This is a genomic window from Haploplasma modicum ATCC 29102, from assembly GCF_000687835.1.
Classification (GTDB): domain Bacteria; phylum Bacillota_I; class Bacilli_A; order Acholeplasmatales; family Acholeplasmataceae; genus Haploplasma; species Haploplasma modicum.
In genome coordinates this window covers 199,939-215,957 of the sequence record NZ_JHYB01000003.1, presented here as the reverse complement: position 1 = coordinate 215,957, position 16,019 = coordinate 199,939, and the positions used below count along the sequence as shown (strand labels likewise).

Annotated in this window: 13 protein-coding genes; all 13 read left to right on the top strand. The window is 30.0% G+C overall.

The genetic code is table 11. The annotated features are described in order from the left end of the window. Positions 1-319 precede the first annotated feature (319 nt). The 13 genes from T352_RS0103555 (at position 320) to T352_RS0103495 (ending at position 15,892) form a co-directional block, all read left to right on the top strand. Complete coding sequence (locus T352_RS0103555; protein ID WP_162151172.1) at positions 320-1,516, top strand: aminotransferase class I/II-fold pyridoxal phosphate-dependent enzyme; 1,197 nt, start codon at positions 320-322, stop codon at positions 1,514-1,516. After that, entirely contained in the window at positions 1,513-2,310 is a 798-nt protein-coding gene (locus T352_RS0103550; RefSeq protein WP_035345096.1) for an SDR family NAD(P)-dependent oxidoreductase, read from the top strand. Before T352_RS0103555 ends, T352_RS0103550 begins: the two co-directional genes overlap by 4 nt. An 11-nt stretch (positions 2,311-2,321) precedes the next feature. Continuing rightward, a complete protein-coding gene (locus T352_RS0103545; protein WP_162151171.1) occupies positions 2,322-2,960 on the top strand; it encodes a DUF6427 family protein in 639 nt (212 codons plus the stop codon). A gap of 59 nt (positions 2,961-3,019) precedes the next feature. Then, positions 3,020-3,919 carry a diacylglycerol/lipid kinase family protein gene (locus T352_RS0103540; RefSeq protein ID WP_026391790.1) on the top strand — a complete coding sequence of 300 codons (900 nt, stop codon included), beginning with the start codon at positions 3,020-3,022 and terminating at the stop codon, positions 3,917-3,919. A 150-nt stretch (positions 3,920-4,069) separates the two neighbouring features. Next, the gene (rpsL, locus tag T352_RS0103535; RefSeq protein WP_026391789.1) at positions 4,070-4,486 is read left to right on the top strand and encodes a 30S ribosomal protein S12; all 417 of its coding nucleotides are present in this window, start codon (positions 4,070-4,072) and stop codon (positions 4,484-4,486) included. A 43-nt stretch (positions 4,487-4,529) separates the two neighbouring features. Then, positions 4,530-5,000: a 30S ribosomal protein S7 gene (gene rpsG / locus T352_RS0103530; RefSeq protein WP_026391788.1), complete on the top strand. Its 471-nt coding sequence runs from the start codon at positions 4,530-4,532 to the stop codon at positions 4,998-5,000. Positions 5,001-5,023: 23 nt separating this feature from the next. Beyond that, positions 5,024-7,099, top strand: coding sequence for an elongation factor G (gene fusA, locus T352_RS0103525; protein ID WP_026391787.1), 2,076 nt, complete (start codon positions 5,024-5,026; stop codon positions 7,097-7,099). 85 nt (positions 7,100-7,184) lie between these two features. Then, positions 7,185-8,369 (top strand): elongation factor Tu, encoded by a 1,185-nt coding sequence (tuf, locus tag T352_RS0103520; RefSeq protein ID WP_026391786.1) that lies wholly within the window; start codon positions 7,185-7,187, stop codon positions 8,367-8,369. A gap of 118 nt (positions 8,370-8,487) precedes the next feature. Continuing rightward, positions 8,488-9,249: a TatD family hydrolase gene (locus T352_RS0103515; RefSeq protein WP_026391785.1), complete on the top strand. Its 762-nt coding sequence runs from the start codon at positions 8,488-8,490 to the stop codon at positions 9,247-9,249. 1 nt (position 9,250) lies between these two features. Continuing rightward, positions 9,251-11,653, top strand: a complete 2,403-nt coding sequence (locus T352_RS0103510; RefSeq protein ID WP_026391784.1) for a trypsin-like peptidase domain-containing protein — start codon at positions 9,251-9,253, stop codon at positions 11,651-11,653. Beyond that, a complete protein-coding gene (locus tag T352_RS0103505) occupies positions 11,653-12,114 on the top strand; it encodes a CinA family protein (RefSeq protein WP_162151170.1) in 462 nt (153 codons plus the stop codon). Before T352_RS0103510 ends, T352_RS0103505 begins: the two co-directional genes overlap by 1 nt. Before the next feature lie 20 nt (positions 12,115-12,134). Then, positions 12,135-13,868, top strand: coding sequence for an ABC transporter ATP-binding protein (locus T352_RS0103500; protein ID WP_026391782.1), 1,734 nt, complete (start codon positions 12,135-12,137; stop codon positions 13,866-13,868). An 8-nt stretch (positions 13,869-13,876) separates the two neighbouring features. Further along, positions 13,877-15,892, top strand: coding sequence for an ABC transporter ATP-binding protein (locus T352_RS0103495; RefSeq protein ID WP_026391781.1), 2,016 nt, complete (start codon positions 13,877-13,879; stop codon positions 15,890-15,892). The last annotated feature ends 127 nt before the right edge of the window (positions 15,893-16,019 follow it).

The window sequence follows — 16,019 nt, the reverse complement described above, 5'->3', positions numbered from 1 at the left end:
ACTACACGGCTTAAAAGAAAATGTTATTATCGGGGGATTAATTCCAGCTGGTACAGGTATTTTAAATGATAAATACTTTAACTATGAACCAGAAGATAAAAAACAATACTTAGAAGACGAAGATTTTGATTATTAATATTTTAATTAAACACTCAAATTAATTTTTGGGTGTTTTTTTATTAAAAATAATTATAAAATTTATTCTTACAATAGCTTTACTATTTAAACCATTTTTGAATGGTTTTTTTTATGATATCAAAATAAATAGTAATATGGTAAAATTGAGTCTAAGAGAGAAAAAAATAAAGAGAGGTATAACATGGATATATTTAAAAAAGCATTTACTTATGAAACAGCAAAGATTGCTAAGGCTGGAGGATATTATCCTTATTTTCATGAGTTAACAACTAAACAAGATGTTTTAGTAAATATGGAAGGACAAGAACTAATCATGATTGGTTCAAATAACTATTTAGGATTAACATCACATGAAGAAGTAATTAAAGCATCAGTTGATGCTACATTAAAATATGGAACAGGTGTTTCAGGATCTAGATTCTTAAATGGAACATTAGATATTCATAAAAAGTTAGAGAAAGATTTAGCAGAGTTTGTTGGTAAAGAAGATGCTACAATCTTTTCAACGGGGTATCAGTCTAATTTAGGGTTTATTTCAGCGATTGCTGGGAGAAATGATATTATCTTTAGTGATAAAGAAAATCATGCGAGCATTTATGATGGAATAAAGCTAAGTTATGCAGAGGTTGTTAGATACAATCATAATGATATGGAAGACTTAGAGAAAAAGTTAATGGAAGCAAGCCCTAATAAGGGTAAATTAATCGTTACAGACGGTGTTTTCAGTATGGGTGGAGATTTATGTAACTTACCTAAACTAGTTGAATTAAAGAAGAAATACAATGCTAGATTGATGGTTGATGATGCTCATGGGTTAGGTGTTATGGGTAAAACAGGTCGTGGGACAGGTGAACACTTTGACTTAAATGATGAGATAGATATTATTATGGGAACATTTTCTAAGTCACTTGCAAGTAGTGGTGGTTTTATTGCAGGACTTCATGATGTTATTGAGTATGTAAGACATCACTCAAGACCATATATTTTTAATGCTGCAATACCACCAGCAAATACAATGGCAGCAAGTAAGTCACTTGAGATTTTAAAAAGAGAACCAGAAAGAGTTAAAGCATTACAAGATGTTGGTAATTATGTAAGAAGTGGTTTAGTCAAACGTGGGTTAAAGATTAAAGAATCTGTGACACCAATTATTCCTATTTATACATATACGCCAGTTAGAACAATGGTTGCTTGCAACTTATTATTTAAGATGGGGGTTTATGTAAATCCAGTATTACCACCAGCAACTGTACCGGGAGAGTGTTTAATTAGAACTAGTTTTATGTCAACACACCCGAAAGAATTACTAGATAAAGCAATGGATACAATTGTTAGTGTTTTAAATAATCTACCAAGTGAAGAAGAGTTATTAAAATGAAAGTAGCAATCATTACTGGTGCATCACAAGGTATTGGTTGTGAACTTTCAGGATTTCTAGCAAATAAAGGAATGAAAGTATACGGTATTGCTAGAAGTGATTTTAGTATTTCAAATGTTGTAAGTCTAAAAGGTGATGTTACTAATGAAGAAGAAATTAGTAGCCTAATTAACCATGTCTATGAAATAGAAGGTAAAATTGACTATTTAATTAATAATGCTGGGATGGGAATTTCTGGTAGTGTTGAAGCAAGTAGTACTTTTGATGTTAGAAGAATCTTTGAAGTTAATTTTATTGGGACATTTTTAACCACAAAATACACTTTGCCTTTGATGAGAGCAAACGGATGTGGTAAAATATTAAATGTAGGTAGCGTTGCAAGTGAGTTTTCAATCCCATTTCAAACCTTTTATAGTAGCTCAAAGGCTGCGGTAAAAACTTTTAGTGAGGGTTTAGCTAATGAAGTTAGTCCTTACGGTATTGGAGTATCTGTGATCTTACCAGGTGATATTAAAACTAATTTTACAAAAAACAGAAGAAAAAATGAAAATGAAATTGATGTTTATGAAAAAAGAGTTGAAAAATCAATTGGTGTGATGGAAAAAGATGAACAAAATGGTATGAGTACACTTTATGCTAGCAAAGTTATTTATAAAACAATGTTAAGAAAAAAGATGCCACTAGTAAAAGTAATTGGTAATAAGTATAAAGTAATGATTTTTTTAAAAAGATTGTTACCAGTTAAGTTAGTTAATAAAATAGTAGGTATTCTTTACGCATTTAAAAAAGAATAGGAAGAAGAAAATTGAAACACAGTAATGTAATTTTAAAAGGTATTTTATCAGGGGTATATATTGCCCTAGCAGCAATCGTTTATATTTATGTTTTAAGTACGACAGGAAATAAGTTAGTAGCAAGTATTTTATTTAGTATTGCTTTATTAGTTATTGTAAATAGAGGATATTATTTATATACTGGTAAGGTTGGTTATTTATTACCTTATGAAAAAGGTAATGTAAAAATGATCTTAGAAACTATTTTAGGTAATACTATTGGTATTTTAGCAATTGGCTTATTAATGAACTTAGTAGGTGTAAATGAAATTAATGAATATGCAAGTTCGCTAGTTTCAATTAAGTTTAATAACCAGTGGTATAAAGTACTAGCTCTTTCAATATTATGTGGTATTTTAATGTATACTGCCGTTGATGGGTTTAATAATATAAATAATGATTTTGGTAAAAACATAATAGTTATATTAAGTGTGGTAGTTTTCTTAGTTAGTTGTTTTGAACATAGCATTGCAAATATTGCTTATTTAGTATTAGCAAAGACATTCTCATTTAAAATGTTTTTATATTTAATAATAATGCTTATCGGTAATGGAATTGGTGCAATAGCAATTAATTTAATTCATAGTTACATTAAAAAGTCTTCGGTCTGAAGACTTTTATTTATTATATAATTATGATAAAATAAAATCATGTGCGAGGGGTGGATATTTTGAGGTATTTATTGTTATATAATCCAGTAAGTGGTAAAGGAAAGTTTCATAAAAAAATTGATTTTATTAAAAAACAATTTGAAAATAGAAACTTACATTTAGATGTATATCCTTCTAAAAAGGCTAATGATTTAAATGAAAAAGCTTATTTAGAAGCAGGTAATTATGACTATTTAATTGTATCTGGTGGGGACGGATCAATTAATGAAGTAATTAATGGTATTATGAGAAGTGAATATAGACCGAAATTTGCAATTATGCCAAGTGGTACTGCAAATGATTCGGCAGCTATTTTAGGAATAAATAAAAATGTTAGAAGAACTCTTAAATTAATTTTCCAAGATAATCCGGTAAAGATAGATATTAATAAAATTAATGATAAATACTTTTTCTATACAACTGCAGCTGGTGTTTTAACTAAAATCAGTTATGATATATCAAGAAGAAAATTAAAAAAATATGGTTATATTGCCTATCTTACTGAAGGTGCTAAAGATTTAATTAATAAATATAATATGAAGATGACTATTAAACATGATGGTGGAACATTAGTTAATGAATATATTTTAGTATTAGGTCTTAGTGCAAAAAGAGTTGGTGGAATGTATTTAACAGGTTTTACTAATGCAAAAATGAATGATGGATTATTAGAGCTTAGATTAATACCTTATAATAAGAAGTTTAGGACTGCTAGAGTTTTAGGTTTCTTCATTAATAGAGGAAGAAAGAACAAAAATCATGATGCACTAGTTTCTAGTCGCTTTGAAATATCAACAACAAACAATGTAGTTTGGAATGTTGATGGTGAAAGAGGAGCTAAGGGTAGTGTAGTTATTACAGTTTTAAAAGAAGAATTAGATGTTATTGCAAGTAAAAGAGCAATTAAGCAATATTTTTAGTAAAGAAAAATAAAATACTTGCAATATTGAACTAGATAGTTTATAATAATAACGTTGAAATGAAACAACTAAAATGACTTGGTTTTCGGACCAATTTATTTTTGAAAAGAATAATGGTACGCCCCGGTGTGTGTCAGAAAGGAGCTAGAAATGCCAACAATACAACAATTAATCAAAAATGGTCGTGTTCAAAAAGAAGATAAAACAAAATCTCCTGCACTTAGTTATGGATTTAACACATTACAAAAGAAAAGAAGTCTATATGACTCACCACAAAAACGTGGAGTTTGTACACGTGTTACAACAATGACACCAAGGAAACCTAACTCAGCCCTACGTAAGTATGCACGTGTTAGATTATCAAATGGTACAGAAGTAACAGCTTATATCCCTGGAATTGGACACTCACTACAAGAACACATTGTGGTATTAATTCGTGGTGGTAGAGTTAAAGACTTACCTGGAGTTAGATATCATATCGTTCGTGGTACATTAGATGCATCAGGTGTTGCAAATCGTAAACAAGCACGTTCAAAATATGGTGCAAAAAGAGCAAAGAAAAAATAAAAATTAATTAAAATATAAAAATCTATGAAAGAAGGTGAATCTAATGCCACGTAAAGGTTACATAGCAAAACGCGATGTTTTGCCTGATCCAATTTATGATTCAAAATTAGTAACAAAAGCAATCAACCAAATTATGGTTGATGGTAAAAAAGGTACTGCACAATCTATTTTATATGGTGCATTCAAACGTATCGAAGACCAAACAGGAAGAAATCCAATTGAAGTATTTAATGAAGCAATTAATAATATTATGCCAGTAGTTGAAACTAGAGCTCGTCGTATCGGTGGACAAAACTACCAAGTACCAGTTGAAGTTAGACCAGAACGTCGTCAAGCTTTAGGGTTAAGATGGTTAATTAAATATTCAAGACTACGTCATGAAAAAACAATGGAAGAAAAATTAGCAAAAGAAATAGTTGATGCATCACAAGGAACTGGAGCATCAGTTAAAAAACGTGAAGATACCCACAGAATGGCCGAAGCTAATAAAGCATTCGCTCATTACCGTTGGTAAGATTTTAGAAGGAGAAATGTATTATGCCACGTAATATATCATTAGATAAAGTTCGTAATATCGGAATCATGGCTCACATTGATGCCGGTAAAACAACTACAACAGAAAGAATTCTTTTCCATACAGGTAAAATCCATAGAGTAGGGGAAACACATGATGGTGCCGCTCAAATGGACTGGATGGAACAAGAACAAGAACGAGGCATTACCATTACATCAGCTGCTACAACTGCACACTGGAGAGACTATCGTTTTAACGTTATTGATACTCCAGGGCACGTCGACTTCACAGTTGAAGTTTCAAGATCACTTCGTGTATTAGATGGTGCTGTTACAGTACTTGATGCACAAGCAGGTGTTGAGCCACAAACAGAAACAGTATGGCGTCAAGCTACAGAATATAAAGTACCAAGAATTGTATTCGTTAATAAAATGGATAAAATTGGTGCTGACTTCGAATACGCAATTAGTACAATTACAAATCGTTTAGGAGCTAAAGCTGCTCCAATTCAATTACCAATTGGTGCTGAAGCAGACTTTGATGGAATTATTGATTTAATTGAAATGAAAGCATATCATTTTGATGGTAATCCAGAAGAAAATTATAAAGAAATTGCAATTCCAGCACATATGATGGATCATGCAGTTGAAAAAAGAAATGAATTAATTGAAACTTTAGCAGACTTTGATGAAGATTTAATGATGTCATTCTTAGAAGGTGAAGAAGTAGCACCTGCTAAGTTAAAAGAAGTAATTAGAAAAGCTACTTTAACAGTAGAGTTTTTCCCAGTATTATGTGGAACAGCTTTCAAAAACAAAGGTGTTAAATTAGTATTAGATGCTGCAATTGACTACTTACCTTCACCACTTGACATTCCACCAGTTATTGGTATTAATGATAAAGATAAAGAAGTTGTTAGACTAGCATCAGATGATGAAAAATTTACAGCTTTAGCATTTAAAGTTATGACAGATCCATTCGTTGGACGCTTAACATTCTTCCGTGTATATTCAGGAAGTATTAAAGCAGGTTCATACGTAACAAACTCTTCAAAAGATAAGAGAGAAAGATTTGGACGTATCTTATTAATGCATGCTAACCACCGTGAAGAAATTGATGAAGTATTCGCAGGTGATATTGCAGCAGTAGTTGGGTTAAAAGATACAGGTACAGGTGATTCATTAGTTGAAGAAAAAGATACTTTAATCTTAGAATCAATGAACTTCCCAGAACCAGTTATTAACGTAGCTATTGAACCAAAAACAAAACAAGATCAAGATAAGATGAGTGTTGCTTTAGGAAAACTTGCAGAAGAAGATCCAACATTTAAAGCATTTACAGACCGTGAAACAGGTCAAACAATTATTGCTGGTATGGGTGAGTTACACTTAGATATTATCGTTGATAGATTAAGAAGAGAATTTAAAGTAGAAGCAAACGTAAATGAACCACAAGTTTCATACCGTGAAACAATTTCTAAAACAGCTGAAATCGAAGGAAAATTCGTTCGTCAGTCAGGTGGACGTGGACAATACGGACATGTTTGGGTTAAATTTGAACCAAATCCAGGTAAAGGATTTGAATTTGTTGACAAAATTGTTGGTGGGGTTGTTCCTAGAGAATATATTCCAGCAGTAGGTAAAGGTATTGAAGAAGCATTAAGCACAGGTATTGTTGCTGGTTATCCAGTTATTGATATTAAAGCAACACTATTTGATGGATCATATCATGATGTTGACTCATCTGAAATGGCATTTAAGATCGCTGCATCAATGGCTTTAAAAGAAACAAAAAACGTTGCTGGTCCTACAATTTTAGAACCAATTATGAATGTTGAAGTAGTTACACCAAACGATTACGTAGGTAACGTTATTGGTGACTTAACATCAAGACGTGGTAGATTAAAAGATCAAGAAGGTCGTGGTAATGCTGTTGCTATTACTGCAGATGTTCCTTTATCAGAAATGTTCGGATATGCAACTGCACTTCGTTCAAATACACAAGGTAGAGCTACATCAATAATGCAATTTTCACATTATGAACCAACTCCAAAATCAATCACTGAAGAAATTATTAAGAAACGTACAGGAAACAAATAATAGTTGCAAAAAAAGTCAATCTATTATAAAATAATAATGATAGATAAAAATATTAAAAAAATAACCTAATTAGGAGGAAAATAAAATGGCAAAACAAAAATTCGAAAGAACAAAACCACATGTTAACGTTGGAACAATTGGACACGTTGACCATGGTAAAACAACTTTAACAGCTGCAATTACAAACGTATTAGCAACTAAAGGATTTGCACAAAAACAAGATTATGCTGCAATCGATAAAGCACCAGAAGAAAGAGAAAGAGGTATTACAATTAATACTTCACACGTTGAATACGAAACAGAAAACCGTCACTACGCACACGTAGACTGTCCAGGTCACGCTGACTATGTTAAAAACATGATTACAGGTGCAGCACAAATGGATGGTGGTATCTTAGTAGTATCAGCAGCAGACGGCCCAATGCCACAAACAAGAGAACACATCTTACTTGCACGCCAAGTTGGGGTACCTAAGTTAGTTGTATTCTTAAACAAAGCAGACATGGTTGATGATGAAGAATTATTAGACTTAGTAGAAATGGAAGTAAGAGAATTACTTTCAGAATACGATTTCCCAGGTGATGACATTCCAGTTATCCGTGGATCAGCACTTAAAGCATTAGAAGGTGACGCAGCATATTCAGAAAAAATCTTTGAATTAATGGCAGCAGTTGATTCATACATCGACACACCAGCAAGACCAGTTGACAAACCATTCTTAATGCCAGTTGAAGACGTATTTACAATTACAGGACGTGGAACTGTAGCAACAGGACGTGTTGAAAGAGGACAAGTTAAAGTTGGAGACGCAGTTGAAATCGTTGGTATTAAAGATACAAAAACAACAACAGTTACAGGTGTTGAAATGTTTAGAAAATTATTAGACTATGCAGAAGCTGGAGACAACATCGGTGCATTATTACGTGGTGTATCACGTGATGATATCGAACGTGGACAAGTTTTAGCAAAACCTAAATCAGTAAACCCACACTCAGAATTTGAAGCACAAGTTTACGTATTATCAAAAGAAGAAGGTGGACGTCATACAGCATTCTTCTCAAACTATAGACCACAATTCTACTTCAGAACAACAGACGTAACAGGAATCGTTACATTACCTGAAGGAACAGAAATGGTTATGCCAGGAGATAATACAAACTTACACATCGACTTAATTCACCCAATCGCTATCGAAGAAGGAACAAAGTTCTCAATTCGTGAAGGTGGACGTACAGTTGGTGCTGGTACAGTTGTTAAAATTATTAAATAATTAATATTTTTAAAAGATTCAAATATTTTACATATTTGAGTCTTTTTTTATTTATCTTCTCCATTTAATAGTAAATACTTTCATTTAGTGATACAATTTAAGTAGCAAGGGAGTTGGTATGATGATAGATACACATGCGCATATTAATTTTGAAGAATTGTCTTCAAATATCGAAACTATATTACATAATGCTCAAAAAAAAGGTGTAGAAAAAATTATCGCAATCGGTGTAGATTTAGAGTCAAGTATCAAGGCAATTGAGCTTGCAAAAACTTATTCTAACATTTACGCAACAGTAGGAATTCATCCAGGTTATGTTGATGATTCCAACCACCTAGACTTAGATAGTATATATAATAATGAAAAAGTAATTGCAGTTGGCGAAATTGGTCTTGATTTTTACTGGCGTAGTGATAATAAAGAAATACAAATAAAGATTTTTGAAGAACAAATAAAAAAAGCAATTAAACTTAATCTTCCAATTATTATTCATACTAGAAATTCATTTTCTGAATCATATGAAATTGTTAAGAAGTATAAAGGAAAAGTATATGGTGTTTTCCACTGTTTTTCTGGTGACTATGAAGATGCATTAAAAGCAATTGACTTAGGTTTTTATATTGGAATTGACGGCCCTATTACCTTTAAAAATAAGAATGAGGAATTAATTAAGATTGTAAAAAATATTGATTTAAAACATATCTTAATTGAAACAGATTCGCCTTATATGTCTCCAGAACCATTTAGAGGAAGAAGAAACGAACCATCAAATCTTTATTACATAGCAAGTAAAATTGCGCAAATAAAGAAAGTACCACTTGATGAAGTTACAAAAACAACGACAAATAATGCAAAAATGTTGTTTGGAATTGAGGTATAAAATGATAAAAAAAATCTTTAGCTTTATAGCATTATTTTTACTATCACTAATTTTAGTATCATGTATTGTTGATACAAGTGATAGAGAAAATAAAAAATATGTTTCAAATAATGCTTTTGAGACAAAAATAATAGAAACATCAAAGACAATTAGATCAAGTAATGTTTCGCTAGTAGACGAAAATGTTACAAACTCTAGATCAATTGGTGGTGCAGTAGTAGTTTATAGTGAAAATGGTCTTGTTAATAAAAAATATTATGCATTAACAACAGCTAGTAATTTAACTGATGTATCAAACCTCTCGGTTTTCATTAACCACAGTAGTGTTAGAGCATCAATTATTGATTATTCAATAAATGATATATATGATATTGGGATTTTTAGTTTTGAAACAAGATTAAACATACCAAGTGCAAAGTTATTTACTGATGATAAAATATATGATTTTAATGTTGGTGATGCAGTTTTAGCGGTTGGTTCAAATAATAACTTAGATGTAATTAATTCAGTAAAAGATGGTTTTATTACAAACGTATTAAACAATGACATTTTTACTCATGATGCTGATATTAATATGGGTGAAATAGGATCTGGAGTTTACAATTTATCAGGATTTTTAGTAGGTATTAACTCAGATAAAATTTATAAAGATGAAAATATTAGTTCTGAGTATAACGTTCTCGGTCTTAATTATGGGTATAAAGCTTCAAGATTTGCTAATGTTATTAAAAATATAAGTCAAATAGACTTTAAAAATAATCTAATTAGTAATACATTATTTAATCAAAATTTACCAAAAATTAGCGACAATAAGGATCAATTAGAAACATTACAAAACAGTGTTTATGAAAGTGCCCTAGATTCAGTCGTTACAATTAAAGATGGGTCTGGAAATATTTACAGTGGTATTATCGTTAATAAAATAGATAATAAATATCAAATTGCAACAATTTTCTTTTTAAATCATTTTGGTTTAAAAGTAAATGATAAATATAATGTAGTAAGAGTTAGTAGTTCATTTTTAAATATTGCATCAATTCTTGAAATTGAAACTACTGATACCTTAACGCCATATAGATCTGATAAAAACCCATTTATTTCACTAGAAATGAACAAACTTGTTAAGGGACAAAGAATTTTGGCAATTGGTAGTGTTAATAGTGATTTAAAAAATCAATTAAATATAGGTAATTTATCTAAAGATGAATACCAAGAATCATATATTTTTATGCATGATGCAAAAACAAATCTAGGACAATTAGGAGCACCAATCTTTAACTTAAATGGTAATTTAATAGGTATTAATATTAATAAAGTAAATAGTATTGAAACCCAAACTGGTGTTATTGCTGCTGAAGGATTAACAAGTGCTTTAAATATTAGTTATCTCATAGAAAAAGATGTTACGCTTAATAGTTATGAGAGTATTAACGAGTATGAAACAAGTCTTATAAATGTCGTAAAAACTGTAGATGATGCAGTTGTTACAGTGAAAACTAATACAGGACATGGTTCAGGAGTTATTTACCGTAAAGAAATAGGTAAAAACAATATATATACTTATTATGTGATGACCAATAGTCATGTTGTTGAAGATTCATCAGAAATATCAATTTCATTTAGTGACGCTAGAAAATCAATTAGAGCTAAAGATTATTATAATAATAGGTTATATGACTTAGGAATTGTAAGATTTGAAAGTAGTGATAATTATAATATTGTAACGTCAACCACATTAGATGGAGAAACTAATGAGGCATTTGTTGTTGGACAAACAACAATTGCAATTGGTACTCCTGAAAGTAGTGATAGAACTGGTTATGTTACTAAGGGTATAGTTGGTAACTATGAACAAATCTATGGAGCTATATCAAAATTAGCAATCAGACATAACTCAACTCTAAATCCAGGAAATAGTGGTGGTCCATTATTTAATCTAAAAGGTGAACTAATTGCGATCAATGTTGCCAAAGAAACAAATTATATGTCAAAATTTGGTGTTGTAATTGCTGAACGTGTAAGCATTAGTCTAAATATTAATATCTTATCAAGCATAATTAATAGTAAAACAAATATAATTAAATATAAAAAACTAGATGAACATACACCAAGATTAGGTATTACTGTAGTAAAATTAAGTGATTTCTTAGACTCTGGTTTTAACAATTCATTAATTGGTGATGCAACATATGGAATTGTAGTAATCTATGTTGATGATCTATATGATGCATATGGAAAATTGGAAATGTATGATGTTATTATAAGTATAAATGGTAGTAAAATTACCTCAAATGATGATGTTGTTCCTTTCGTAAGTAATAAGCCAGCCGGAACTAAATTAATGATTGAAATCATTAGAAAAGGCGAGATAAATCCTATTACTATTGAGGTATTAGTAAGTTAATGAAAAAGGTTTATAATGTTTTATTAAATAAAAACTTAACAATTAGTTTTGCTGAGAGTATTACGGGTGGTTATTTAAGTTATTCACTAGTCAAAAATAGTGGCAGTTCAAAAGTTTTTATGGGAAGTATAATCTCTTATAATGTTTTCTTAAAAGTTAGTCTTTTAGATGTTAAATTAGATTTAATTAATAAATATGGCGTTGTAAGCGAAGAAGTAGCAATTAGCATGGCAAGGGGATTAAAGGCAAAAATAAATTCAGATATTCAAGTAGCAGTAACAGGTAATGCTGGTCCTACTTATGAGGATAATAGTGATGAATTAGTAAGTTATATTGCAGTTCTATGTAAAAATCAATTATATAGTTATAAACATACATATAATAGTGATAGAATTAGTAATATAAAGAGTATAGAAAAATTTATTGAAAGTAAGATAGTAAATATATTAAATGACAAGTGATGACATAAAGTGGTGATGAAATGAAAAACATAGTAAAAAAATTAAGTTGGTTTATTAAAAAAGAATGGAAAACCTATATTAGGCTTTTCTTTCTTTTATTGTTAATAATCATTCTTTCGCTAATTCCAGCTTATTTTCTGGGGCTAGCAATTGATACAATTGTATCAGGAGATTTAACAAAAAAGAGTTTGATATTTTTAGTTGGGGGATTAGCATTAATTCCTATAAGTAGATATTTCAGTAGTTTTATTTATAATTATCGTGTTAGCAAATTAGCACAAAAACTTTCTTTTGAATTAAGAGAACAATATCTAAGAAAACTCTTTTCAATGGATTTAAGCTTTTATGCTAAATATGATAAGGGAGATTTAATTAATAGAGTTACAGAAGACTTAGATGCTATTACGGTTGCTGCAACAAGCTTGTTTGAAGGCATTGTCTTTAACTTTGGACTTATTACGTTTGCACTTGCTTTAATGATTGCAACAATTAGTTTTAAATTAACTATAATTTCTGTAACAATCATGCCAATTGGACTAACTATTTTAAATATTATTAGACATAAAAAACGTAAATATATTGCAAAACACCGAATAATTTATGCTAAAATGACTGATACTATTTTAGAATCAGTTGAAGGTCAAAAAACAATTAGAGCATATGGGCAAGAAGATGAATATTTAGATATTCAAAAAAAATCTATCATTGATGATATTAACTCATGGTTTTATATTGTAAAATATGAAAACTGGTTTGTTCCACTTTTTGAAGTAATTTATGGTGTCGCTTATGTATTAGCATTTGTGTTTGGGGTAATATTTATTATTAATAGTCAGTTAACACTAGGATCACTGATTACCTTTTTATCATACCTTGGAATGCTGTACGGGCCTATTATTGGGATGAGTACCATGTTTACTCAAATCAATAATGCAACAATATCACTAGATAGATTTGATGAAATTATGAAAGAAGTACCAATTGTAAGTGACACAAATGTCTCACTACCTATTTTAAGTTTCAATGAAATTGAGTTTAAGAATGTTACTTTTAAATATCCATTTGATGAAAAAGCAGTTATTAGAGGAATTAACTTTAAAATAACTAAAGGACAAACAATCGGAATAGTAGGACCAACAGGGGCTGGTAAATCAACATTAATTAGACAGTTATTAAGAGAATTTAATGTAAGTGATGGTAATATTTTAGTTGACGGAAAAGATATTTCAACCTACAAGATTGATGATATTAGAAATTTAGTAGGTTATGTTCCACAGGCTCATACGATATTTAAAAAAGATGTTACAGCAAACATTAAAATGGGTAAACCAAAGGCATCACAAGATCAATTAGATAAAGCAGTAAGGATTGCTGACTTTGAAAAAGACTTACCATTCTTAGACCAGGGATTAGAGACTATGGTTGGGGAATCTGGTTCAACCTTGTCTGGTGGTCAAAAACAAAGATTATCGATTGCTAGAGCTTTAATTAAAGATCCAGAAATTTTGATTTTAGATGACTCTTTATCAGCGGTTGATGCTAAGACAGAAGATAATATCATTAATGAGTTAAAAAGATTTAGAGGCGATAAAACTAATATTATTGTTGCACACCGATTTAGTGCGGTTAGAGACGCAAATATTATTTTAGTATTGGAAAATGGAGTAATTACTCAAAGAGGAACTCATGATGAGTTACTTAAAGAGGAAGGTTGGTATAAAGAACAATATATTAACCAAATTACAATGGTGTAGGTGAGAGTATGTTTAAAACAATTAAAAAAGTATGGCGTTATATAAGCAAATATAAAAAATTATTAGTAATTAGTATATCAACAATGTTAATTGTACAGTTGTTAAACTTAGCATCGCCTTTAATCGTTAAGGCAATTATGGATGACTATTTAGTTGCTATTGAGAAGCCTTGGTATGAAACAGAAGTTACGGTAGATTCAAAAGATGCAGTTAGTTTTAATGGAAAGTATTATATTCAAAACACTGTAAGTGATAGTGGTGCAACAATCGTTATTTATAAAGCATCTTATTATTTTATTGAAGATTTAGTTCCTAGTGATTTTGTTAAAGGAAATAAAACCATTAATGATGGTAAAATAACTTTTACAAATCAAGAAGGAAGTGTTTTAGTATTTGATGCAGTTAAGCTAACTAGTAAAGAAACTAGAAACTTTTATGAACCATTTATTAATCCGTTAACGGTGCTACTTATCCTATTAGCGCTTAGATTATTTTTACAAATTATCTTTACATATATTCAAAGAATAACTACAGCATCAATTAACGTAAATATCGTTAGAGATGCAAGAGTTGATGCTGTGACAAGTCTTCAACAACTTCCAATGAGTTATTTTGAAGAAGAACCAGCAGGTAAAATAGCGAATAGAATTATTCATGACGTTGGTGGGATGATGGGATTATTTTCAACCATTATGAACCTAATGTTAAATGCATCGCTTTCAATTATCTTTGCATATGTTGGAATGTTTTATTTAGATCCTAAGCTTGCAATCTGGACATTTATAATTTTTCCATTAGTATATTTCTGGTTAAAGTTATTTGTTAGAAATCTAAACTTAATTGCTGTTAAAGTTAATGAACAAAGAAGTTTAATTACGGCAAACTTAAATGAGATAATAAACGGAATTGGTATTTTACAAGTATTTAATTATGAAGAAGAAACAACTTCAAACTTTAATGCGTTATCAAAAAGTTATATGAATGAACAATTAAAGGAAAATAAATTACATCTTGGACTAGGTTGGAACATGATTAGATTAATTGGGTCATTAGTAACATCGTTTGTTGTTTTATATTTTGGTAATGGTTATTTAACAATTGTAGGATTTACTGTAACAGCAGGAACTATCTATGCTTATAATACATATCTATCAGCAATTTTTGAACCTGTTGGTATTTTATTTAGAGAAATAGGTAACCTCCAACACTCATTAGTTAGAACAGAACGTATCTTTAAATTAATAGACGGTGATAAGGAATCATCAGAGAAATATGATATAGCACCTTATCAAGGAAATATCAAATTTGATGATGTTTGGTTCTCATATGTTAAGGGGCATCCTGTATTAAAAGGCGTTAGTTTTGAAATTAAAGCAAATAGTATGGTAGGTATTGTAGGACATACTGGTAGTGGTAAAAGTACATTAATGAATTTACTACTTAGATTTTATGATTTAAAAGATATTGATAGAGGTAATATTTTTATTGATGATAAAGATATTACTACTGAGAGTATTAGAAGTTATAGAAAACATATTGGAATAATTCTACAAGATCCTGTAATGTTTAGTGGTACACTTTATGATAACGTGAAATTTGGTTCCAATATAACTAAAGAAGAAGCAATAAAGATTGTTAAATCAGTTGGTGGGGCAAATCTATTAGATAAATTAGAACATGGTATTGATGAACCTATTAATAGAAAAGGTTCAAACCTAAGTATTGGTGAGCGTCAAATTATCTCTTTTGCAAGAGTTATTGCTCATGACCCAAGAATATTAATTATGGATGAAGCAACTGCAAACATCGATACCGAAACTGAAACTATAATTCAAAATGCATTAGATAAAGTAAAGAAAAATAGAACAGTTATTATTATTGCTCATAGACTATCAACAATTAAAAATGCTAATAAGATTATTGTCTTAGAAAAAGGCTTAAAAGTTGAAGAAGGAAACCATGAGGAATTAGTTGCAAGAGATGGAGTATATGCCAATATATACCGTTCGCAAGTAAAGAAATAATTATAAAAGGCTTAACTAAGATGTATAGTGATAGTTAAGCTTTTTTTGTTTTATTTTTTATTTATAAATTTAGCATTTTAATAGATAAATTTTAATAAACAGTAGTTAATACTTTACTTAAAGGAAA